This window comes from Desulfobacterales bacterium (assembly GCA_030066985.1).
Taxonomy (GTDB): Bacteria; Desulfobacterota; Desulfobacteria; order Desulfobacterales; family JAHEIW01; genus JAHEIW01.
Genome location: JASJAN010000051.1, coordinates 23,760 through 39,491, shown reverse-complemented (window position 1 = coordinate 39,491; position 15,732 = coordinate 23,760). Strand labels below are relative to the sequence as shown.

Below are 15,732 nucleotides of genomic sequence, written 5' to 3'. Positions count from 1 at the left end.
CAAAAATTTTTCAGGGTTGATGGTATCAACAAAATTAGGTTCAAATAAATTCATTGATAGCCATAGGGTCAGCGCTTCGTTATACGATACACCCCTGACCAAATGCTGTTCAATTTCAAGATCGTAAATTAGCCATTTGCTGTCGCTCGATCTCCTGGCAATGATAAAGGGTGATGATTCATCTATAGGCACATTAATTTCTTCCAGGGATGATTCCAGTCCTTTAAAATCTTCGTAACTCTCCCTTACGAATTTAAGGCAATGTAAATCTGATCTGTCACCGTCCCGAATGCAAAATTGACCAGGATGTTCCCAACGAACCTGCGTGTATTTATTGTAATGAAAGGTCGTATCATGTTCGCCAATGCCGGCCAATGCCAGCGCATTCGACGGAATGAAGATGAGTAGTACTATCGAAGCAAGAATTTGGTATTTGATTAAATTAGAAGGTGTCATAAACGCTTTTGTTCAATGATGGTCCCTGTGATCAGGGACTACCAATAGATAATAGTTTCTATTATAACAGCATGATTTCCAAGAACACTGGCTACAGTGTCTCTTCAGAAAGTTATTGCAATATTAATTATCGATGACTGCTATTAACCGACAGGCGTTTTGAATCCGTTTTATAAATTACCGATACATGCCCGCCATTCGGGTGTCGTTTTTCATAGAACAGCATATTCCCATCTTGTTGCAATTTCCAACCCTCTTCTGCCGCAAGCCAATAAAAATCCTCTTCAGAAAGGGAACATGTATAATTTTTTATCCATCCGAAACCGCCTCTTTTGGTGTAACTAATATCGGTGGCACTGGGCGGCAACCAACTGACAGAGTCTAAATGCTCTTCAGTTTTAATCTCGTGTGGCAGAAACGCAGAGAAGAAAAGGACCATAAAAACTACCGGAATAGAGATGATAACGAAAATGAAGACTTTGCCTAATGCTTTCAGTTTTTTTTGTCTACTCTTGGTCTGATGATCTACTCTGAAAGCTGATTCGCGCCGTTTTATGGGTTTGGCACCGTACTTTTCGATAATTACACCGCTCTGAATGCATTCAGCATTTGGGGTTTGTTGGCGGCCACATTTAGGACATGTCATTTTTTGAGTTGCCATAGCTTAACTGTCAGGTCTATTTTCAGCAAATTGTTCCCCGAAAAACGACCTATTCATTGCGGATCATATCAAGACCAATATTCATAAACATTCTTAATGTTTATCGGCTTAAAAAAGGGAAAACTTTACAGGTAAAAGATGAGATCATCATTGGGTAAAACGGGACTTGATCGTAATGGGATATAAAATTGAACCTTTGCTGGGTGCAAGTGATTTGAGGGGATTAAACAGGTCTTATTCTCTTTTTAAAAAAATCTGTAAATAGTTATCTGGCCCAATTTCTGTATAGCGTTTTTGCTGAAAGCCATGGACCGTTAGCATTTGATCCACTTCTTCCGGCGACAGCCGCACCGGTTTCGGGGGCCCCGGTGGTCCTTGTTTTTTAAAAAACTCAACAATGACCAGCGTACCTCCTGGTTTCATCACTCTGACTATTTCTTTGAGCGTCTGCTGATCGATTTTATCTGCCACCAGATCATGCAACACGGTTGCCATCAGACAGGCATCCACGCAATCATCTTCAATGGGTATGTGCTGTGCAACATCGCTGACAAAAGTCGTAATATTCTGAATCCCTTTTGAAGCAGCTTCTTCGCTTAAGATACCAATTCCCTCTTCCCATAAATCAACCGCATATATCTGACCGTTGTTACCGATAATATCGGCAACGGCCAGTGTATAGGCACCCCGGCCGCAGGCGACATCCAAAAAGGTAATGTCTTCTTTTAAATCAAGCTCTTGAAAAAAGGTTGCCGTATCAATCAGCCCAAAGCTGCTTTTGCCGGCCCCCGTAGGTTTGTTGGCAGGATGTTTTGTCATTGTCAGTCCTTTGATGATTTAATAAAACACTAACTTTGAAGTAAAGGTAAATGCAAAGATACGGTCGTGCCTTCATGTTGCGTACTCTGCACCTCAATTTTACCGTCATGGGCTTCCATAATGGTCTTGCATAGACTTAACCCCAAACCATACCCCCCGGTGTCTTTGGCGCGGGATTTATCCACCCGATAAAACGGCTCGAAAATATGGGCCAGGTCTTCTGGCGGAATTCCAATGCCATAATCCCTGATCCGGATGACGGCATATGAAGCCTGCAACTCACAGGTCACCTCAACAGGCTTGCTGTCCGCTTCGCTATATTTAATGGCATTATTCAGTACATTTTCAAATACGGCTTTGATCTGTTCGGGGTCTATCTCGACCTCAATTTCAGAAGGAAAATCCACAATTTTAACACCCGGCGGCTGGTTCTCAAAAGCAGACGTTGTTTGCTTTATCAAATCGGTCAGGTTAGTGGGCTTTTTTTTTAAATTTTCATATTTATGCTGCCGGCGGGCGGTTTCCAGAATTTCGCTGACCATTTTCTCCATTTCTTCGATGTCACCTTGAAGACTTTGTTTGGCCTGGCTGTCAGCTAAAAATTCAAGCGCCACTTTCATGCGCGTCAGCGGGGTTCGCAGTTCATGGCTGACATCTAAAAGCAGCTGCTCTTTGGAGTGCAGCATATCCCGAATACGATCGGTCATGTTATTGAAAGCTTCTGCCAGATCCCGTAACTCATCGGACTTTTTCAGCGGCACCCGGTGTTTTAAATTCCCGCGACTGACTTCCTGCACCCCGGTGTTCAGCCATTTTACCGGTCTTAAAATATGGCGAATGATAAAAAAGGCAACAGTCAGAATTGCCGTTAAAAGGACCAGCACAATAATAAACAGCCGGCGTCGTTCCCGTTCGACCGGCAGATGACGCGATGCACCGAAAATAAAGCGGCCCGCCTCTGTATTGACCTCAATGATATGTCGGCCCCGATATTTGCCAAAGCGGATATCGGGATTTTGGTGCCAGCTGCGAAACCGGCCTTTGATATCTGCTGGCAGGGCATCGGAAGTGGTCCAACTGAGATCCGGGCTTTCGTAACGAATTTCCAAATAGGACTGTCGGGCGATTTCGCGCGCGTGGTCCAAGGTAGGCGGGGTGCCCATATCGGCAATCAGATAATTGAGGTATTGAACCACATTTTTATGAAACGGGCCGACGAAAGCATCACGAAGGTGAACGAAAAACCCAACCACCACCAAATTGATGCAAATACCGGCTAAGATGATCACCACCAAGAGCTTGGTGAACACCGAGCGTATGATTCTATTAAAAAAATTAATCCGCATTTTTTCCTATAAATACATATCCACTGCCCCAAATCGTTTTGATAAATTCGGGCGATTTTGGATTATCATTTAGCTTTTGACGCAGGCGACTGACAGCAATATCAACCGAGCGATTAAAGGCATCACAATCCATACCACGCAGCTCCTGCAGAATTTGGTCCCGATTCAATACTTTGCCGGCGTTTCTGGCCAGCAGTGCCAGGGCCGTAAATTCGTTGGTTGTCAGGTCAACGGGGTTGCCATCCAGCGAGGCAATGCGTTTATCCAGATCAATGGTCAACCGATCAAAGGTGAGCACTTGATTATCTCCGAACGGCTGGGTGCGCCGTAACACAGACTGAATTCGGGCCACCAGTTCGCGGGGTTCAAAGGGTTTCGCCAGATAATCATCAGCGCCCAGCTCCAGCCCGACCACTTTATCGGTGACCTCGCCTCTGGCGGTCAACATGATGATGGGAATACTGCTGGTCTGGCGAATCAATCTGCAAACCTCAAACCCATCCATTTCCGGCAGCATGATATCCAGGATCACGAGATCGGGGGATGCCTGCTTGAGCTTTTTTATACCTCTGGCCGGATGGGTTGCTGTGATGACCGCATACCCAAAATCCGTTAAAAAGTCTTTGAGCAGCTTGTTGAGCTTGGCATCGTCATCAATGATCAGAATCGTCGGGTTCATGGTTCGCCCAAATAGAAATTTTAATTCTGTATTTAGTGATAATGATTTAAAGCCGTCTCAAAAATAGTAGGTAACGCCCAAGGGCGAGGCGCAAACCGATTCAAAAGTGGAGCATACACGCTAGTATTCGAGCATTTTGAATCGGTTTGGAACAAAGCCCTTGGGTGTTAGATGCATTTTTGAGATGGCTTTTATTGCCATTTTTGATTGTGTTTCTCATGAAACCATTCCAACTTCGCCACCAATTTTTCCTTTTGCTCCGCTGACAGGGTTTTATGGAACTCGGCCAAACGCTCCACCGCCAGATCCATTATTTCGGCCATCTGTTCCCGCTTCTGTGCCATGAGATCTTTCATTCGTTGCTGATCAATTTCTTCTTTGAGCAACTCGGTCTTGAATTCGGCATGCATGGCTTTTTTCTTGGCATGCATCTCTTTGGCTTTGGCCAGAAACTCTTCTTTGATCCCATCAAGGTGCTCTCTCTGGCTGTCGTTCAGGTCGAGGGTCTCGGAAATGTAATCCACCATGAATTCCGCTTTATGGTCTGGGGAATGCGAGCGGCAACCATTGAACACCAGTACGCCTAAAATAAAAACACAGATAAGGGTGATTGTTAAACCTTTTTTTACCATGATTCCTCCTTTGTTGTAAAACAACCTGCATCAGTTTTTAAAAACAAAGACATTATCGATGGTTGAAATATAATTCGAATACAAACAGAATGCTTTTCTGCGATGTAACAGTTTGTAACAGATTGTAACGCCGCAAAATCCGCTCACAGTTGATCATAATGAAAAATGTCTAAACTTTTACCGCTTAGTGCCGATAAGAAAGCAGGAGACTTCTCGGGTGTGCGTGCATCTTTTTTGTCGGGCTCTTAATTTAAATTGTGGTAAGTACCTCGAATTACAAAGACTTTTGGGGAGATCACAAACAATAAGATTCAGTCAGCCCTGTCCGCTTCCGGATAGGGCTGAACCGAACCGGCTTTACATTCCTAAGGCTTTGGGGGGGAATTATGAAGGCCACTTCGATTCGAACCACAGTGTTGTCGACGTTTATCTTTTTAAGCCTTTTCATGGCGGCCTGCGCGCCAAAATGTATGATCAACGGCCGCGTGGTGGATGCTGAAACCCAGTATCCAATAGAAGGTGCGGCTGTGGCCATTCGCTGGTACGAAGATCACCACAGCAATGGTGCCGCTGCATCCCGCACGATTGAGGTCAATCAAGATCTCTCCAATGATGACGGCCATTTTAAACTGGCCCGGCATCCAGATAAAAACTATGTCATGGGCATATACAAGGAGGGCTATATCTGCTGGAGCAGCCGCAGCAGTTTTTCAAAAGGGTCAAAACCAGCTGTCGGTACGCATAACAGCACGCACGACCAGAACGACTTGGTCGTTGAATTGGAGCGGCTAGAGGGAGGGCATTCTGAGGACCAGCACGCCAGTTTCACGGTGCTGGTGGCAGAGGAGGTCACCGTTTCCAAGCAAAGCCCGTTTTATGAAGCCATTAAACCGCTATTTAAGCGCTGGCGTGATAATTTGCGCGAGGAGTTTAAGAAGACATTTCAGAAACATAGAAGCCCTAAACCCAATTAGAACCCGTCTCAATCAGGTTGAGCCCGTTACCCGTTCGCCCGTTTGCCGGTAAAAGAAATTAAAAACAGACATTTTCCTTTTTTAACGGGCTCAATCCGCCTAAGGCGGACTCAACGGGACAACCTGTATGGATAATCGGCTACTTTGGCAATGGCTGCTTGTTTTATTAGTGCTAAAACGATTTAAATCAGCATTCATTCATAAGCCAGGACGCGGATCAGACCTATGGTGGCGCCGGTATCATCAGTGGTGGGTGCATCGCTGACGGAAACAACTTTCTGCACGCCCTTTTCTTCGATGAATTTATTGACCATAGCGTCAAGGTCTTCGAGCTCCTTTCGGGCATGAAATATCTTTAACGGGCTAGCAAAGGTTTTAACTTTACTCATAATGTCACCTTCCTTTGAAAAATGTTTCAAAAATGAAACCTCTTTTGTGTTTAGTAAAAAATCCTGAAATTTCCCAAAGCACAGCACCAAATACCAAATACTAAACACCAAACACAACTATCAACCAAATAAATGATGTCGCCTGGTTGTCAGATAATAATCCGCTATGAAATTCAGGGGTTTTTTGGCTTTCTGAAAATTTTCATGCAATGCCCAGAACACATCCGATAAATCCATTTCAACCGCAACCTGATGCTCGGCTGCCAATCTATAAAACTGTTGGCCCTTCTGCTCGTATTCCTCCGGGCTAATTTTGGCGTTTGCTGCAATCTGGGGCCGGATTTCGCCCGAAAGCGGATAGCGATAACTGCGCTCGGCATATTCCGGAAATATTCCGAGAATAAACAGGCATACGTCTGCAACGCGCTTATACAAACTGAGACGAAATTCATCATTAACCGCTTCGCTGAAATGAATCAAGCTGGTGATGTCCATGTCATTGAATCGTATTTTCCGCCACAAGCCTGTGCGCACCCGAAATGTTATCACAAAGCTTTCAATCCGGGTAAAGGTCGAAAGCATATTTGCCAGGTAGGTAACAATGGATTGATTTTTTAACAGCTCAACCAGATCCTGGGTGTCAAAGACCGGGATGTTCATGTTGCGGGTCTTCTCCAGCGTATAACTGGCTTTTGAAAGCGTCCGGGCGGCATTGTGCAAAAGGATTTCAAAAAAGAGAGCTGGTGATATTTTCAAAAAAATTTCATCATCTGCGATCAAATTGTTAAAAACCTTCTCATCGCTGACAAATGAATTGCGAAAATCTGCATCATTGCAGAGAATTTGTTTTAAATTTGCCTTATCCCCGACACCTGAAGCTGCCGCCTCGATTAAAAAATCCAGGTCTCGATCGGTAAGCTGTATGCTGATCATGGGGTTAAGCGACATTCTTATAAGCTCCTCAACGGTTTGAACATAGTTTTTCTGACATTTAAAATAATACCGTCGTGGGCAGCAGCAAGTAGTGCCTGCTAAAAATTGCTTTACAAAGATCGAACTGACCTTAAGTTAAACAGCTAGCATTCGAATTCAGGAGGCTGATATGAAGGTAATGCTAACTTTGATTGTGACGCTCATGATATATGCCTGCGCCGCGAGCCCGCCGTCAAATAATGGGCAACCCGCCACGGATACCGCCAATCAGGCAGCGCCCCAGAATGAACCGGAGGCTTCTTCAACCCCGGCCAAACCGGCAAAATCCCCCCACGGTTATGTGATCGACAGAGATCACGATCTGGGACGGTTCGGCGGTTTTGTCGGTGATTGTACTGATGAGCAAAATTGGCCGCATTTTTGGAAGTGCCAGAGCGAAAACTCGGGCAACGGCGGTTTTAATTAAAATTTCTGGATAGCCCCATTAACATAACATTGCGTCGTTGAAATTGTGCTGGAGTGCTTCCCCAACCTCTGTTTCAGAATCCCTAAACCATCATGAGTATTTTCGTTCGGTTTCTGGGCTACAGGATATGAAACCTAAGTATGACACTTTCGGTAATAGATGCAAATTTGAGCAACTGCAACTGTTGCGCAATAACAGACAGATATTCGCCAAATCCTTATTCTGGTGTTGCATTAAGTTTTATCATTGCATCGAAAATGGGTAGCCTTTTCCCGGTATACTTGCCGATCCACTTGTCGTAAATCTTAATGATCTTTTTCGATCGGTAAAGTTCGGAAATAACGCGATCTGCTACAAGGCGAAAATCGGCATCATTTCGCCTTACGGCAAGTGCAAAAGGTTCAAAAGAGAAGACTTCGGACTTAACGACAAAGTTCCTTGGATCATTTTCTTTCAGCGCTATACCAATTAGTACGATCTGGTCTGAAGAAAAGGCATCGATTTTCTTCTTTTGTAATGCATCAATGCTTTCTTTGGCTGAATTAAATAAAATAACTTTTGCATCCGTTGACGTTTCCTCGATCAGTTTTTTTAACGCGACGGCAGTGGTGGTTCCTTTCACGACTCCGATTTTTGCCCCATCAAAACCAGAAGAATCGAAGTGCGTATTATCTCTTAAGGTCATCAGTGAAGCACCGGTGACAAATGTCAGTTGTGTGAAGTCAACAAGTTCACTGCGGGAAAGCGTTTTCGTCGTTGAGCCACACAATATGTCAATTTTGCTGTCCATCAGGGCTTTGAATCGACTATCAGCGGTCACAGGAACATAATTAATCTTTAGCTTCGATCCAATTTTGTTTTCAACCGCGGTTGTGATGTCCTTACAGATATCAATTGAATAACCCGCCGGGTTGCCCTCTTTGTCCAAAAAGGACATGGGCGGCTCAGACACACGATAGCCGATTCTTATCTGGCCAGATTTCTTAATCTGTTGAAGCGTTCCTTCCAGTTCTTGAGCCGATAACGGGCTTACGAAAAAAGTGATCAACAAAATGATTCCCAGTAAACCTCTCATAATCGATTTCTCCTTTGCGATAGTCAGTAAAGTGGAGTGATGATAGTTCGTTTTGTTTGCCCTTGCATGGTGTCTTTTTAAGATATCAGAGGTCAGCAATATTTGTCCCATTTTGGCAACTATCTTTAAATAATATATTGAGGACCTTGCACTAAATTTAGGATAAACAAATGACGTTTAGGGATAATGGCTCTTACGAAATTACATGACAGAGCCGTTTTATCCCTATAGGCCATGCGATGACTTAAAATTTTATTCGAAAAACAATGCCATGCCTCCATTTAGTGTGATCTATGGGCAATACGCTTAGTTTATGTTTTTCGAAGATTATGGTGATGCGTTCTTTAATTTGGGTATTAAAACAAGGCGCTTGCACCGTCGGATGTCATGATTCAGAAAGAAAGTGATCCTTAATTTGACCGACACCCGCACCGGACATCAAATCTGGAGCGGATCAAGCCGATCTTCGCTCAAGGCCGCAACTCTGATGGCTTTTCGGGAAAAAATCGCCAGATCAATTGTCGTCAAGATAGCAGGTCAATGCGGGTTGATTCTGAAGACACCGGATAATGAATCTAAACGCCGGCATCCAATGCACTCAACTGATTATGAGGTCGTTTTGCGGTACTTTGAATATGATATGTCCGCCACTCCGCAGTCATTTTCAAAGACTTTAAGTGATCGGCGTCAAGTTTAGGTCGTTTTGATAGTCACATTTTAATATTAGACAGTTGATTCGCTTTTTTAGGTTACGTGCCTGTTTATAAATATGTGATCGGTTCAAGCCCTTTGTGCCGCCTGAGGGCCTCCAACAGGCCGACGGTTCCGGTCATCATATTATCACCCCAGGGAGCTCCGAATTCAATCGGCAGCTGAGAATCGGCCATCAATTTCCGTTTGGGACCTGTGGCCACGATGGTTTCAATAGCGCTAAAACCAACCGCCTGCCGCAGAAAGGCGCCATGGCCGCCTTCGGAAAGAATCTGCTCATGGCTGATGTTACCATCGGCCAGATCCCGCAGCAATTGTTCCAGACGTTCAAGCGTAATGTCCTGAGTATGATATTCAAAAAAACCAGCAAGTTGATCGTTGCTCATGGCAGCGCCCACCGTATGAGAGGTGGCAATATCCAGCACCAAAAACCGCTCTTTATTGACGCAGCGGCCATCCAGCGATGCGCCCAGAATAGCCGCCATGCCACTGTCCATGACATAGATTTCATCAGTCGGAAAGTGTCCGGCGGTGTCGGCAATCGATTTTAGACGATTCATGCTGTCGGGCACCTGAGCGGATGGATACAGCAATGTATGCGGATAGGGCTTATCGGTCAGGCATGCGGTAAACATATTATGACGAAAATCCAGATGCGATACACCTGGCGCAGGCACACCATGGTCCTGGGCACAAACGGCAACCGCATCGAATGTATATGGAACGCCGAAGCTGGTCACAATTTTCTCGATTCGCCCGGCTTCAAGGTCATTCAAAGTGACGAGCGTAAAGTCGTTATCGTGTCGCAATTGATCGGCCCGCTCATCTTCAACCACCTTGATACCCCAAGATGTCACTTTTTGCACATCGTGATTGAGGGTTGCCGACGCGGAAAGCGACATCACCACTTCAGCCGACCGGGTACGCTCCATAAGGACCTGGGTGATCGGACCGCCACCCATCTCATTGCCCACCACCAAAAGATTTCCGGAAACAGCGGCTGTCTTTTCAGCTATAAATCGCACCGGTGATTTGACCACCGCTTTGTAGTGTAAATCCGTCCGGGTATCGTAAACCAGAATATCCATGGTCCCGGCGCCGATATCAATCATCAAAAAACGGCTCATATTAATCAGGCTCCTTTGGCCGCGCAATGCTATTAAACTTATTGTAGAAATTTAGATAATCGAAAATTTTAGAATTCGGCTGCGGCATAAATTATCAGCGACTGCATTTAGAGATCAGGAATAGATCTCTCCGGCACTTCAATCATTTGTCATTTTTTACCCGGCTCATGAGAAAGATGCCGACAATAGCCATCAAAACACTAATGACAAATGAGTGGTTGTAGATACCGGTTGAATCCCGCAAGGTTCCGGTGACCCAGTGGGTAATGATCGCACCGGTACCGTAAAAAGGTGTCCAGGCACCGATAACGGTTCCCAGGGAATCCTTTGGAAAATAATCACCGGCAATGGCGCCGTAAATGGGAAACGTCACGCCGTAGAATACAGCCAGAAGCCCAACCCATACACACAGCATGATCCATGAATTTCCGGCCAGTAAAATCCCCACCAGGGCTACAGTGATAAACGTATTTGATAAAATGATGGTTTTTTTCCGTCCCAGGTAATCGGATAATGGCATGACCGTTAAGACACCGACAATTTGGCCGATGCCATGGATCGTTGCCAGCAGGCTGGCTTTTTCCAATGGCAGGCCAAGCTGGAACTTGGCATAATCGACCATAAAGGTTGTAATCCCATACAGACTGTAAGCAATGGCAAAATATGAAAAACCAATCAGCCAGAACAGGCGGTTTCTCAACAACTGACGCACTGTAATTTTAGATTCATCTGCTGCCGGCGTTCCGCTTTTGCCCGGCGCATCTGTTTTTTGGCCCCAGGGTTTAAGGCCGATATGTTGCGGATCGCTTCTGAGAAAGGTAGCGTTAATGATCACCATGATCAGGGCCATCCCGCCCAGGATAAACCATGCGTAGTGCCAACTTAAGGTGTCAACGATCAGGGGAAACAGGATGCCCATGGTTGCAAATCCCAGACCATAGCCGGCGGAAAGGATCCCCAGCGCCAGACCGCGGCGATGAAATGCAAACCAGCGCTGCACCAGTGTAATTACCGGAGCCCATAGGCCGGAGGATCCCAAACCGGCGAGGCCAAAGAAAAAGCAGGCGGTTCCCAGCGACCGAACCGTTCCCATCATGACCACACCGATGCCCAGTATCAACAGGCAGGTGCTGATCACCCTGCGGGCTCCGATGCGATCCGTGAGATAACCGGTCAACGGTGTGATACTGATGTAGGTCAAAATATAGGCATTGTATATCGTGCCGGCGGCCGCCCGGCTAAAATCCAGGTCACGGATCATCTCCGGCAATACAACACCATACCCCAACCGCACAGAGTAATTGACAAACAGATTCATAAAGCAAATCCCTAAAATCAGCCAGGCCCAGTGCACGGCAGGATTTTTATTCACCTTATTCTCCCTGATTTGATTTTTGGTAAGTCTTGATTGAGCGCCGTCAAGCGACCGCTCCATAGCATCATATGTTTTAGCGGCTTAAAGTGCCAATTATATTTTGACAGGCCAAAGCCGCGTGTGCCATAGAAAAGATTGTCCTTAATCTTGGCAGATCCTGAGATCACAAAAATGGGCAAGACCATTGAAGCCCTGGTTGCGGGCGGTATCCGTAAGCAGGTAAAAATTTTGGTTGACGGTGCCCTTGTTACAGCTTCTTTTGCCGCTGAAATTGGTGCCGATGGTTATGCGCCGGATGCAGGCGCTGCCTTGAGGAAGGCCAAATCTTAGATCCGGTGATACGGGATCGCACAAAAGGCAAATACAACGTTAACCTTCAATGGCCATCTTCAGATTCTACGTAATATTGAACCCCACCGGCAAATGCCCAGTTTTCCCGGGCGGTCTCGATAAATAGCACCATAACGTCATGGGATGCGATTCCCGGTTTATTCTCTAAATTTCGGATGATCCGGGTTAATAAATCCTTTTTGAATTCAACGCTGCGGCCATATGAAATGGTGATTTCAACCAGGACGAATTTTTCAGTGCGCGGCTGTGTTAAATCCGGATGGCGCTCATCGTAAAGAAATTGATCTTTCGACAATCGATGAATCTTCTGAAACCGATCCCTTTGCGGGAAACCAACCCCTGCAATGGCATCGTGCACACCGTCAGCGATACTTTTTTGATCTTCGACAGACCATGCCTCAGATAAGCTTATGGTGACCAGCGGCATCATGCACCTCCTTTAACCTTTGGCAGTCATAAAAGCCGGTAGCTTATCAAATGGATGGGAATCCTGCGCGGCCTTATACCAAAACTGCCTTCTATGTTTTGGCAACATCATGGATGGGAGCGTAACAGAATTTGTACCCCTTTTGATTATGGCATTATACCCACAACAGTGAAATCTGTAATCCGTTTATTCTGATCGAAAACAGGTATCACATATTCCTCAACTTCAGGCGGATCAGGCGGACAGATGGGAAATTTATATTTAATTTTATTGTTCGGACCGGAAATAGGATTTCGTAGTGTAACGCCTAACCTTTTTTCAACTGCCGAAATATCATTCAAAAGACGGATACCGGACTTACTGGAAATGTCCGAGGCTAATATATCAACTTGCCAAACAGTAGAATTAAAAATGAACAGTTTGATATCTTTATAAGAATAGTGGGTGTTGACGCGGTCTTTGTTAATGCTGGCCATCGGTTCGATGCGTACCGGCTGACCATAAAATTTTAATACAGTCGGCAGGCTTGTCCACAGTCCGACCCCGTTGAAAGTGAGGCCATCACGCTGAACACATTGCTTGGAGGTGTTGGTTGTCGCTGTATCCTTTGCAAAAACTTGCTGGAATATACCGATTATCACCAGGCTGACAACAACAAGGAAGACCAAGTATATTCGAATGTTTCTAAAATCATTCACATTACATTCTCGCTTGCGTTGTTAAATAAAAATCTATAGCTAGGGCCTCTATAAAAAAGAAAAGCGCCAAGCACGGCATCAGGAAAGATAACGCTTTGGACCGGTATTTGAAGCGTTTAACAGATACTATGATTTCGGTGATCAGCCAAACCAGATTGATAAGCGGGACCAAGATAAACAAATATAGCAAAAGGGTGAATCCTGAATCCATACGGTTAAACCCGAAAAGCAGATCATATTTGGCGCCAAGAAAAAGGATCAGTGGCAATTGGGTTAATAAGATCGCTATGCCTCTAAAAATATTCAGTTTCAGGTCCTGCAACAATTTCCATCCATTATAATTGATTTGTAATATTTTTAACTTCTATAATTTATTTAACTGGTTGTCATATTGAATAAAATTATCTTCTCAGTAATTTTAATGCAAGTAAGAAGTCGTATGGTTTTAAACGATTCAAAATCACAAACTTCCACGAGTTGGAGGCTTTCATATGCATGGCACTTAAGGGCGAGGCTATCCACCTTAGGCGGATGCCTCGTCCTTAATAATCCGCCTGAGGCGGACCGATGGAAGCCCGAGGCTTGTCCGCCTCTGGCGGGCTCGCCCATAGGGTGAAAAATAATGAGATAAAATGATATCTTTCCTTTTTATGACTTATTATTAGATCTCATTAATTTTCATGCAAGAATGAGGTGATATGATTCAGATACCATTCAGGAAACCCATATTCAGTGGCCGGCTTTAAAATCCTCTCGATATAGGCCGGATCCGCTTTTTCCGCCGCCATATCATGAGATATGTAACAAAGCGCGGCGGCACAGGTCTCGTTCTGCTGGTAGACGGTGACTGCCTCCGGTAGATAGTTGCCCCCTAATGTGCTTTTGGCATGATCCTGATACAGACGATCTAATTCAGAATGGGTCAGTTGGGTGAGAATGCCATAGACACGGCCGTCCTTTTTGGGCCTTAAATTGGCCAGGGGTGAGATGGTCAGCTCAAAGCCGTTGATACGCCCAACTTTATAATCCCGTTGGTTAATATCCGCTTCTTTGAGGACCGTGAAATTAATGTAAGACCCATAAAAGAAAACATTTGCGAGGCGGTCGCTTGACATGTTTTTCCTTTAATCCTGCTGGCGGTGGTATAGCGCAAACAATTCCGTGCGACTATTTAATGAAATAACCGGAGACTCTCCACTTCCCATCGCTTTCCAACATCGGAATGACGGTCTCAACAGCATGCTCCTTCTTTTCGAATCTTGTCGCTATTTCGACAACTACATACTCGCCGTCCGGTGCGGCAGGCAGGGATGTGGTGTACGTTACTCCGCCGAGTTTGCGGGAAAGCGGCTTGCCAAATAGTTTGCGGATAGCCGGTAAGGCTTGCTTCCAGTAGTCTTTGGTTACTGTACTTTTAAAATACGCCGCTGCGGTTTCCCAGCTTTCACCATAAAGCTCACTGTCAACCAGTGTCAGCCATGCTTTTGCGGCCTCCAGAGCAGCCGCTTCCTTGGCCTCATCCGCCAAGGCAAGAGATGAATAGCAAAGCCCCAGAACAACCGTTCCAATTACCGCATACATCTTTGACCGCCACATTTGATTTCCCTCCTTTTATTATGACTGCTAAAAGGATAATTATAATTTTATTTTTTGGTTTCAAACACCAACAAATACGGTATAGCTGAATTATGATTCTTGTCCTTAAAATAATTATAATTTTTAGAATTAAACCACACGACATAGGTTTTGCCGGCTTCCAATTTGACAGGTGCAACGCAAGTTCTTTTATCGTCTAAAAATTTGATGTCACCCGTGATCCGGGGAAAGGATTCTTTGGATATCATCACCCACGACCACATTTCCTGTGTTAGCATTTCTTTACTAAAGGTGACACTGATTTCTGTGAGGGCGGGATCAACAGCCATCTCTCCTGCCTGCGGAACCGTACGAACGACAACAGGCGGCATCGAATCCACCGATATCTGGCTCTCAGCTTGAACCATTCCATCACCTATCGTCACCATTACGACCAGCAAAAAAAACATTCTCCGCAGCATGTGGCATCTCCTCAAGTGATAGGTTTTAATCCGTTTTGAAAAGATTATACTGGATGAATACGCTTGTCAAAGCACACAGTTGTAGTCCACGAGTTAATTAAAACCTTGGGGCACCTTTACGAATATCTTTCTTGATTTATTCAAACCCCTTGCTGAAACCATAGTCGCGTTCAATTTTGGCGATACGAATTTTAAATTTCTGATACCATACATCGCGACCTTTTTTTTGTGCAACCAGGTGTTCGGTGTTTTGCTTCCATGCTTTGATGGATTTAGTATCTGACCAATATGAAACGGTAATGCCCATGCCATCTCTGACGGACTCCACACCTAAAAATCCCGGTTGCTGCGAAGCCAGTTGAACCATCCGCTCTGCTGTTTGGGTATAATCGCTGTCAGATTCCGTCAGGTGGGATGTAAATATGACAGCATAATATGGCGGTTCCGGTGTGTTGGCTATTGCAGACATTGATATCCTCTATTCGATCATAGGGTTGGATGGGGCCAATGAAATAGAATTCGCCGCCAAAACATGATTGGCACTGTGCGTCAGGCA

The 15,732-nt window shown here is 45.1% G+C and carries 20 protein-coding genes; 3 read left to right on the top strand and 17 right to left on the bottom strand.

Annotated features, from left to right (window positions below; translation table 11 throughout):
* The 6 genes from QNJ26_19885 to QNJ26_19860 form a co-directional block, all read right to left on the bottom strand.
* Positions 1 to 456, bottom strand: a 456-nt coding sequence (locus QNJ26_19885) for a hypothetical protein (protein MDJ0987813.1), incomplete at its 3' end; no start/stop codon positions are given.
* A gap of 127 nt (positions 457 to 583) precedes the next feature.
* Positions 584 to 1,117, bottom strand: coding sequence for a hypothetical protein (locus tag QNJ26_19880; protein MDJ0987812.1), 534 nt, complete (start codon positions 1,115 to 1,117; stop codon positions 584 to 586).
* Between the two features lie 234 nt (positions 1,118 to 1,351).
* Positions 1,352 to 1,936, bottom strand: a complete 585-nt coding sequence (locus QNJ26_19875; GenBank protein ID MDJ0987811.1) for a methyltransferase domain-containing protein — start codon at positions 1,934 to 1,936, stop codon at positions 1,352 to 1,354.
* Positions 1,937 to 1,965: 29 nt separating this feature from the next.
* A complete protein-coding gene (locus tag QNJ26_19870; protein ID MDJ0987810.1) occupies positions 1,966 to 3,282 on the bottom strand; it encodes a HAMP domain-containing sensor histidine kinase in 1,317 nt (438 codons plus the stop codon).
* On the bottom strand, positions 3,272 to 3,961 hold the full coding sequence (locus tag QNJ26_19865; GenBank protein ID MDJ0987809.1) for a response regulator transcription factor: 690 nt from the start codon (positions 3,959 to 3,961) through the stop codon (positions 3,272 to 3,274). The genes QNJ26_19870 and QNJ26_19865 overlap by 11 nt, the downstream gene beginning before the upstream one ends.
* Before the next feature lie 191 nt (positions 3,962 to 4,152).
* Positions 4,153 to 4,593, bottom strand: a complete 441-nt coding sequence (locus tag QNJ26_19860) for a Spy/CpxP family protein refolding chaperone (protein MDJ0987808.1) — start codon at positions 4,591 to 4,593, stop codon at positions 4,153 to 4,155.
* A gap of 386 nt (positions 4,594 to 4,979) precedes the next feature.
* Here QNJ26_19860 and QNJ26_19855 point away from each other — a divergent pair, with 386 nt between their 5' ends.
* A complete protein-coding gene (locus tag QNJ26_19855; GenBank protein MDJ0987807.1) occupies positions 4,980 to 5,567 on the top strand; it encodes a hypothetical protein in 588 nt (195 codons plus the stop codon).
* 194 nt (positions 5,568 to 5,761) lie between these two features.
* On the opposite strand, the gene QNJ26_19850 is transcribed toward QNJ26_19855, so the two are convergent.
* Positions 5,762 to 5,956 (bottom strand): hypothetical protein, encoded by a 195-nt coding sequence (locus QNJ26_19850; protein MDJ0987806.1) that lies wholly within the window; start codon positions 5,954 to 5,956, stop codon positions 5,762 to 5,764.
* Between the two features lie 120 nt (positions 5,957 to 6,076).
* A complete protein-coding gene (locus tag QNJ26_19845; protein MDJ0987805.1) occupies positions 6,077 to 6,904 on the bottom strand; it encodes a hypothetical protein in 828 nt (275 codons plus the stop codon).
* Positions 6,905 to 7,058: 154 nt separating this feature from the next.
* On the opposite strand from QNJ26_19845, the gene QNJ26_19840 reads away from it, so the two are divergent.
* Positions 7,059 to 7,355 carry a hypothetical protein gene (locus QNJ26_19840; protein ID MDJ0987804.1) on the top strand — a complete coding sequence of 99 codons (297 nt, stop codon included), beginning with the start codon at positions 7,059 to 7,061 and terminating at the stop codon, positions 7,353 to 7,355.
* A gap of 217 nt (positions 7,356 to 7,572) precedes the next feature.
* Here the strand turns inward: QNJ26_19840 and QNJ26_19835 are convergent, their stop codons facing one another.
* The 3 genes from QNJ26_19835 to QNJ26_19825 all read right to left on the bottom strand — a co-directional run bounded on the left by QNJ26_19835 (position 7,573) and on the right by QNJ26_19825 (position 11,640).
* A complete protein-coding gene (locus QNJ26_19835; GenBank protein MDJ0987803.1) occupies positions 7,573 to 8,430 on the bottom strand; it encodes an amino acid ABC transporter substrate-binding protein in 858 nt (285 codons plus the stop codon).
* A 761-nt stretch (positions 8,431 to 9,191) separates the two neighbouring features.
* A complete protein-coding gene (locus QNJ26_19830; protein ID MDJ0987802.1) occupies positions 9,192 to 10,268 on the bottom strand; it encodes a DUF1786 family protein in 1,077 nt (358 codons plus the stop codon).
* Positions 10,269 to 10,410: 142 nt separating this feature from the next.
* Positions 10,411 to 11,640, bottom strand: coding sequence for an MFS transporter (locus QNJ26_19825; protein MDJ0987801.1), 1,230 nt, complete (start codon positions 11,638 to 11,640; stop codon positions 10,411 to 10,413).
* Positions 11,641 to 11,814: 174 nt separating this feature from the next.
* On the opposite strand from QNJ26_19825, the gene QNJ26_19820 reads away from it, so the two are divergent.
* Complete coding sequence (locus QNJ26_19820) at positions 11,815 to 11,973, top strand: cobalamin-binding protein (protein MDJ0987800.1); 159 nt, start codon at positions 11,815 to 11,817, stop codon at positions 11,971 to 11,973.
* 46 nt (positions 11,974 to 12,019) lie between these two features.
* Here QNJ26_19820 and QNJ26_19815 read toward each other — a convergent pair whose 3' ends face one another.
* The 6 genes from QNJ26_19815 to QNJ26_19790 all read right to left on the bottom strand — a co-directional run bounded on the left by QNJ26_19815 (position 12,020) and on the right by QNJ26_19790 (position 15,645).
* Entirely contained in the window at positions 12,020 to 12,424 is a 405-nt protein-coding gene (locus QNJ26_19815; GenBank protein ID MDJ0987799.1) for a tautomerase family protein, read from the bottom strand.
* Between the two features lie 143 nt (positions 12,425 to 12,567).
* A complete protein-coding gene (locus QNJ26_19810; GenBank protein MDJ0987798.1) occupies positions 12,568 to 13,119 on the bottom strand; it encodes a hypothetical protein in 552 nt (183 codons plus the stop codon).
* 671 nt (positions 13,120 to 13,790) lie between these two features.
* Complete coding sequence (locus QNJ26_19805) at positions 13,791 to 14,234, bottom strand: gamma-glutamylcyclotransferase family protein (protein MDJ0987797.1); 444 nt, start codon at positions 14,232 to 14,234, stop codon at positions 13,791 to 13,793.
* Positions 14,235 to 14,286: 52 nt separating this feature from the next.
* Positions 14,287 to 14,715 carry a DUF4019 domain-containing protein gene (locus QNJ26_19800; GenBank protein ID MDJ0987796.1) on the bottom strand — a complete coding sequence of 143 codons (429 nt, stop codon included), beginning with the start codon at positions 14,713 to 14,715 and terminating at the stop codon, positions 14,287 to 14,289.
* Positions 14,716 to 14,762: 47 nt separating this feature from the next.
* Complete coding sequence (locus QNJ26_19795) at positions 14,763 to 15,176, bottom strand: Ig-like domain-containing protein (GenBank protein ID MDJ0987795.1); 414 nt, start codon at positions 15,174 to 15,176, stop codon at positions 14,763 to 14,765.
* 136 nt (positions 15,177 to 15,312) lie between these two features.
* Entirely contained in the window at positions 15,313 to 15,645 is a 333-nt protein-coding gene (locus QNJ26_19790; GenBank protein MDJ0987794.1) for an antibiotic biosynthesis monooxygenase, read from the bottom strand.
* Positions 15,646 to 15,732: the final 87 nt, after the last annotated feature.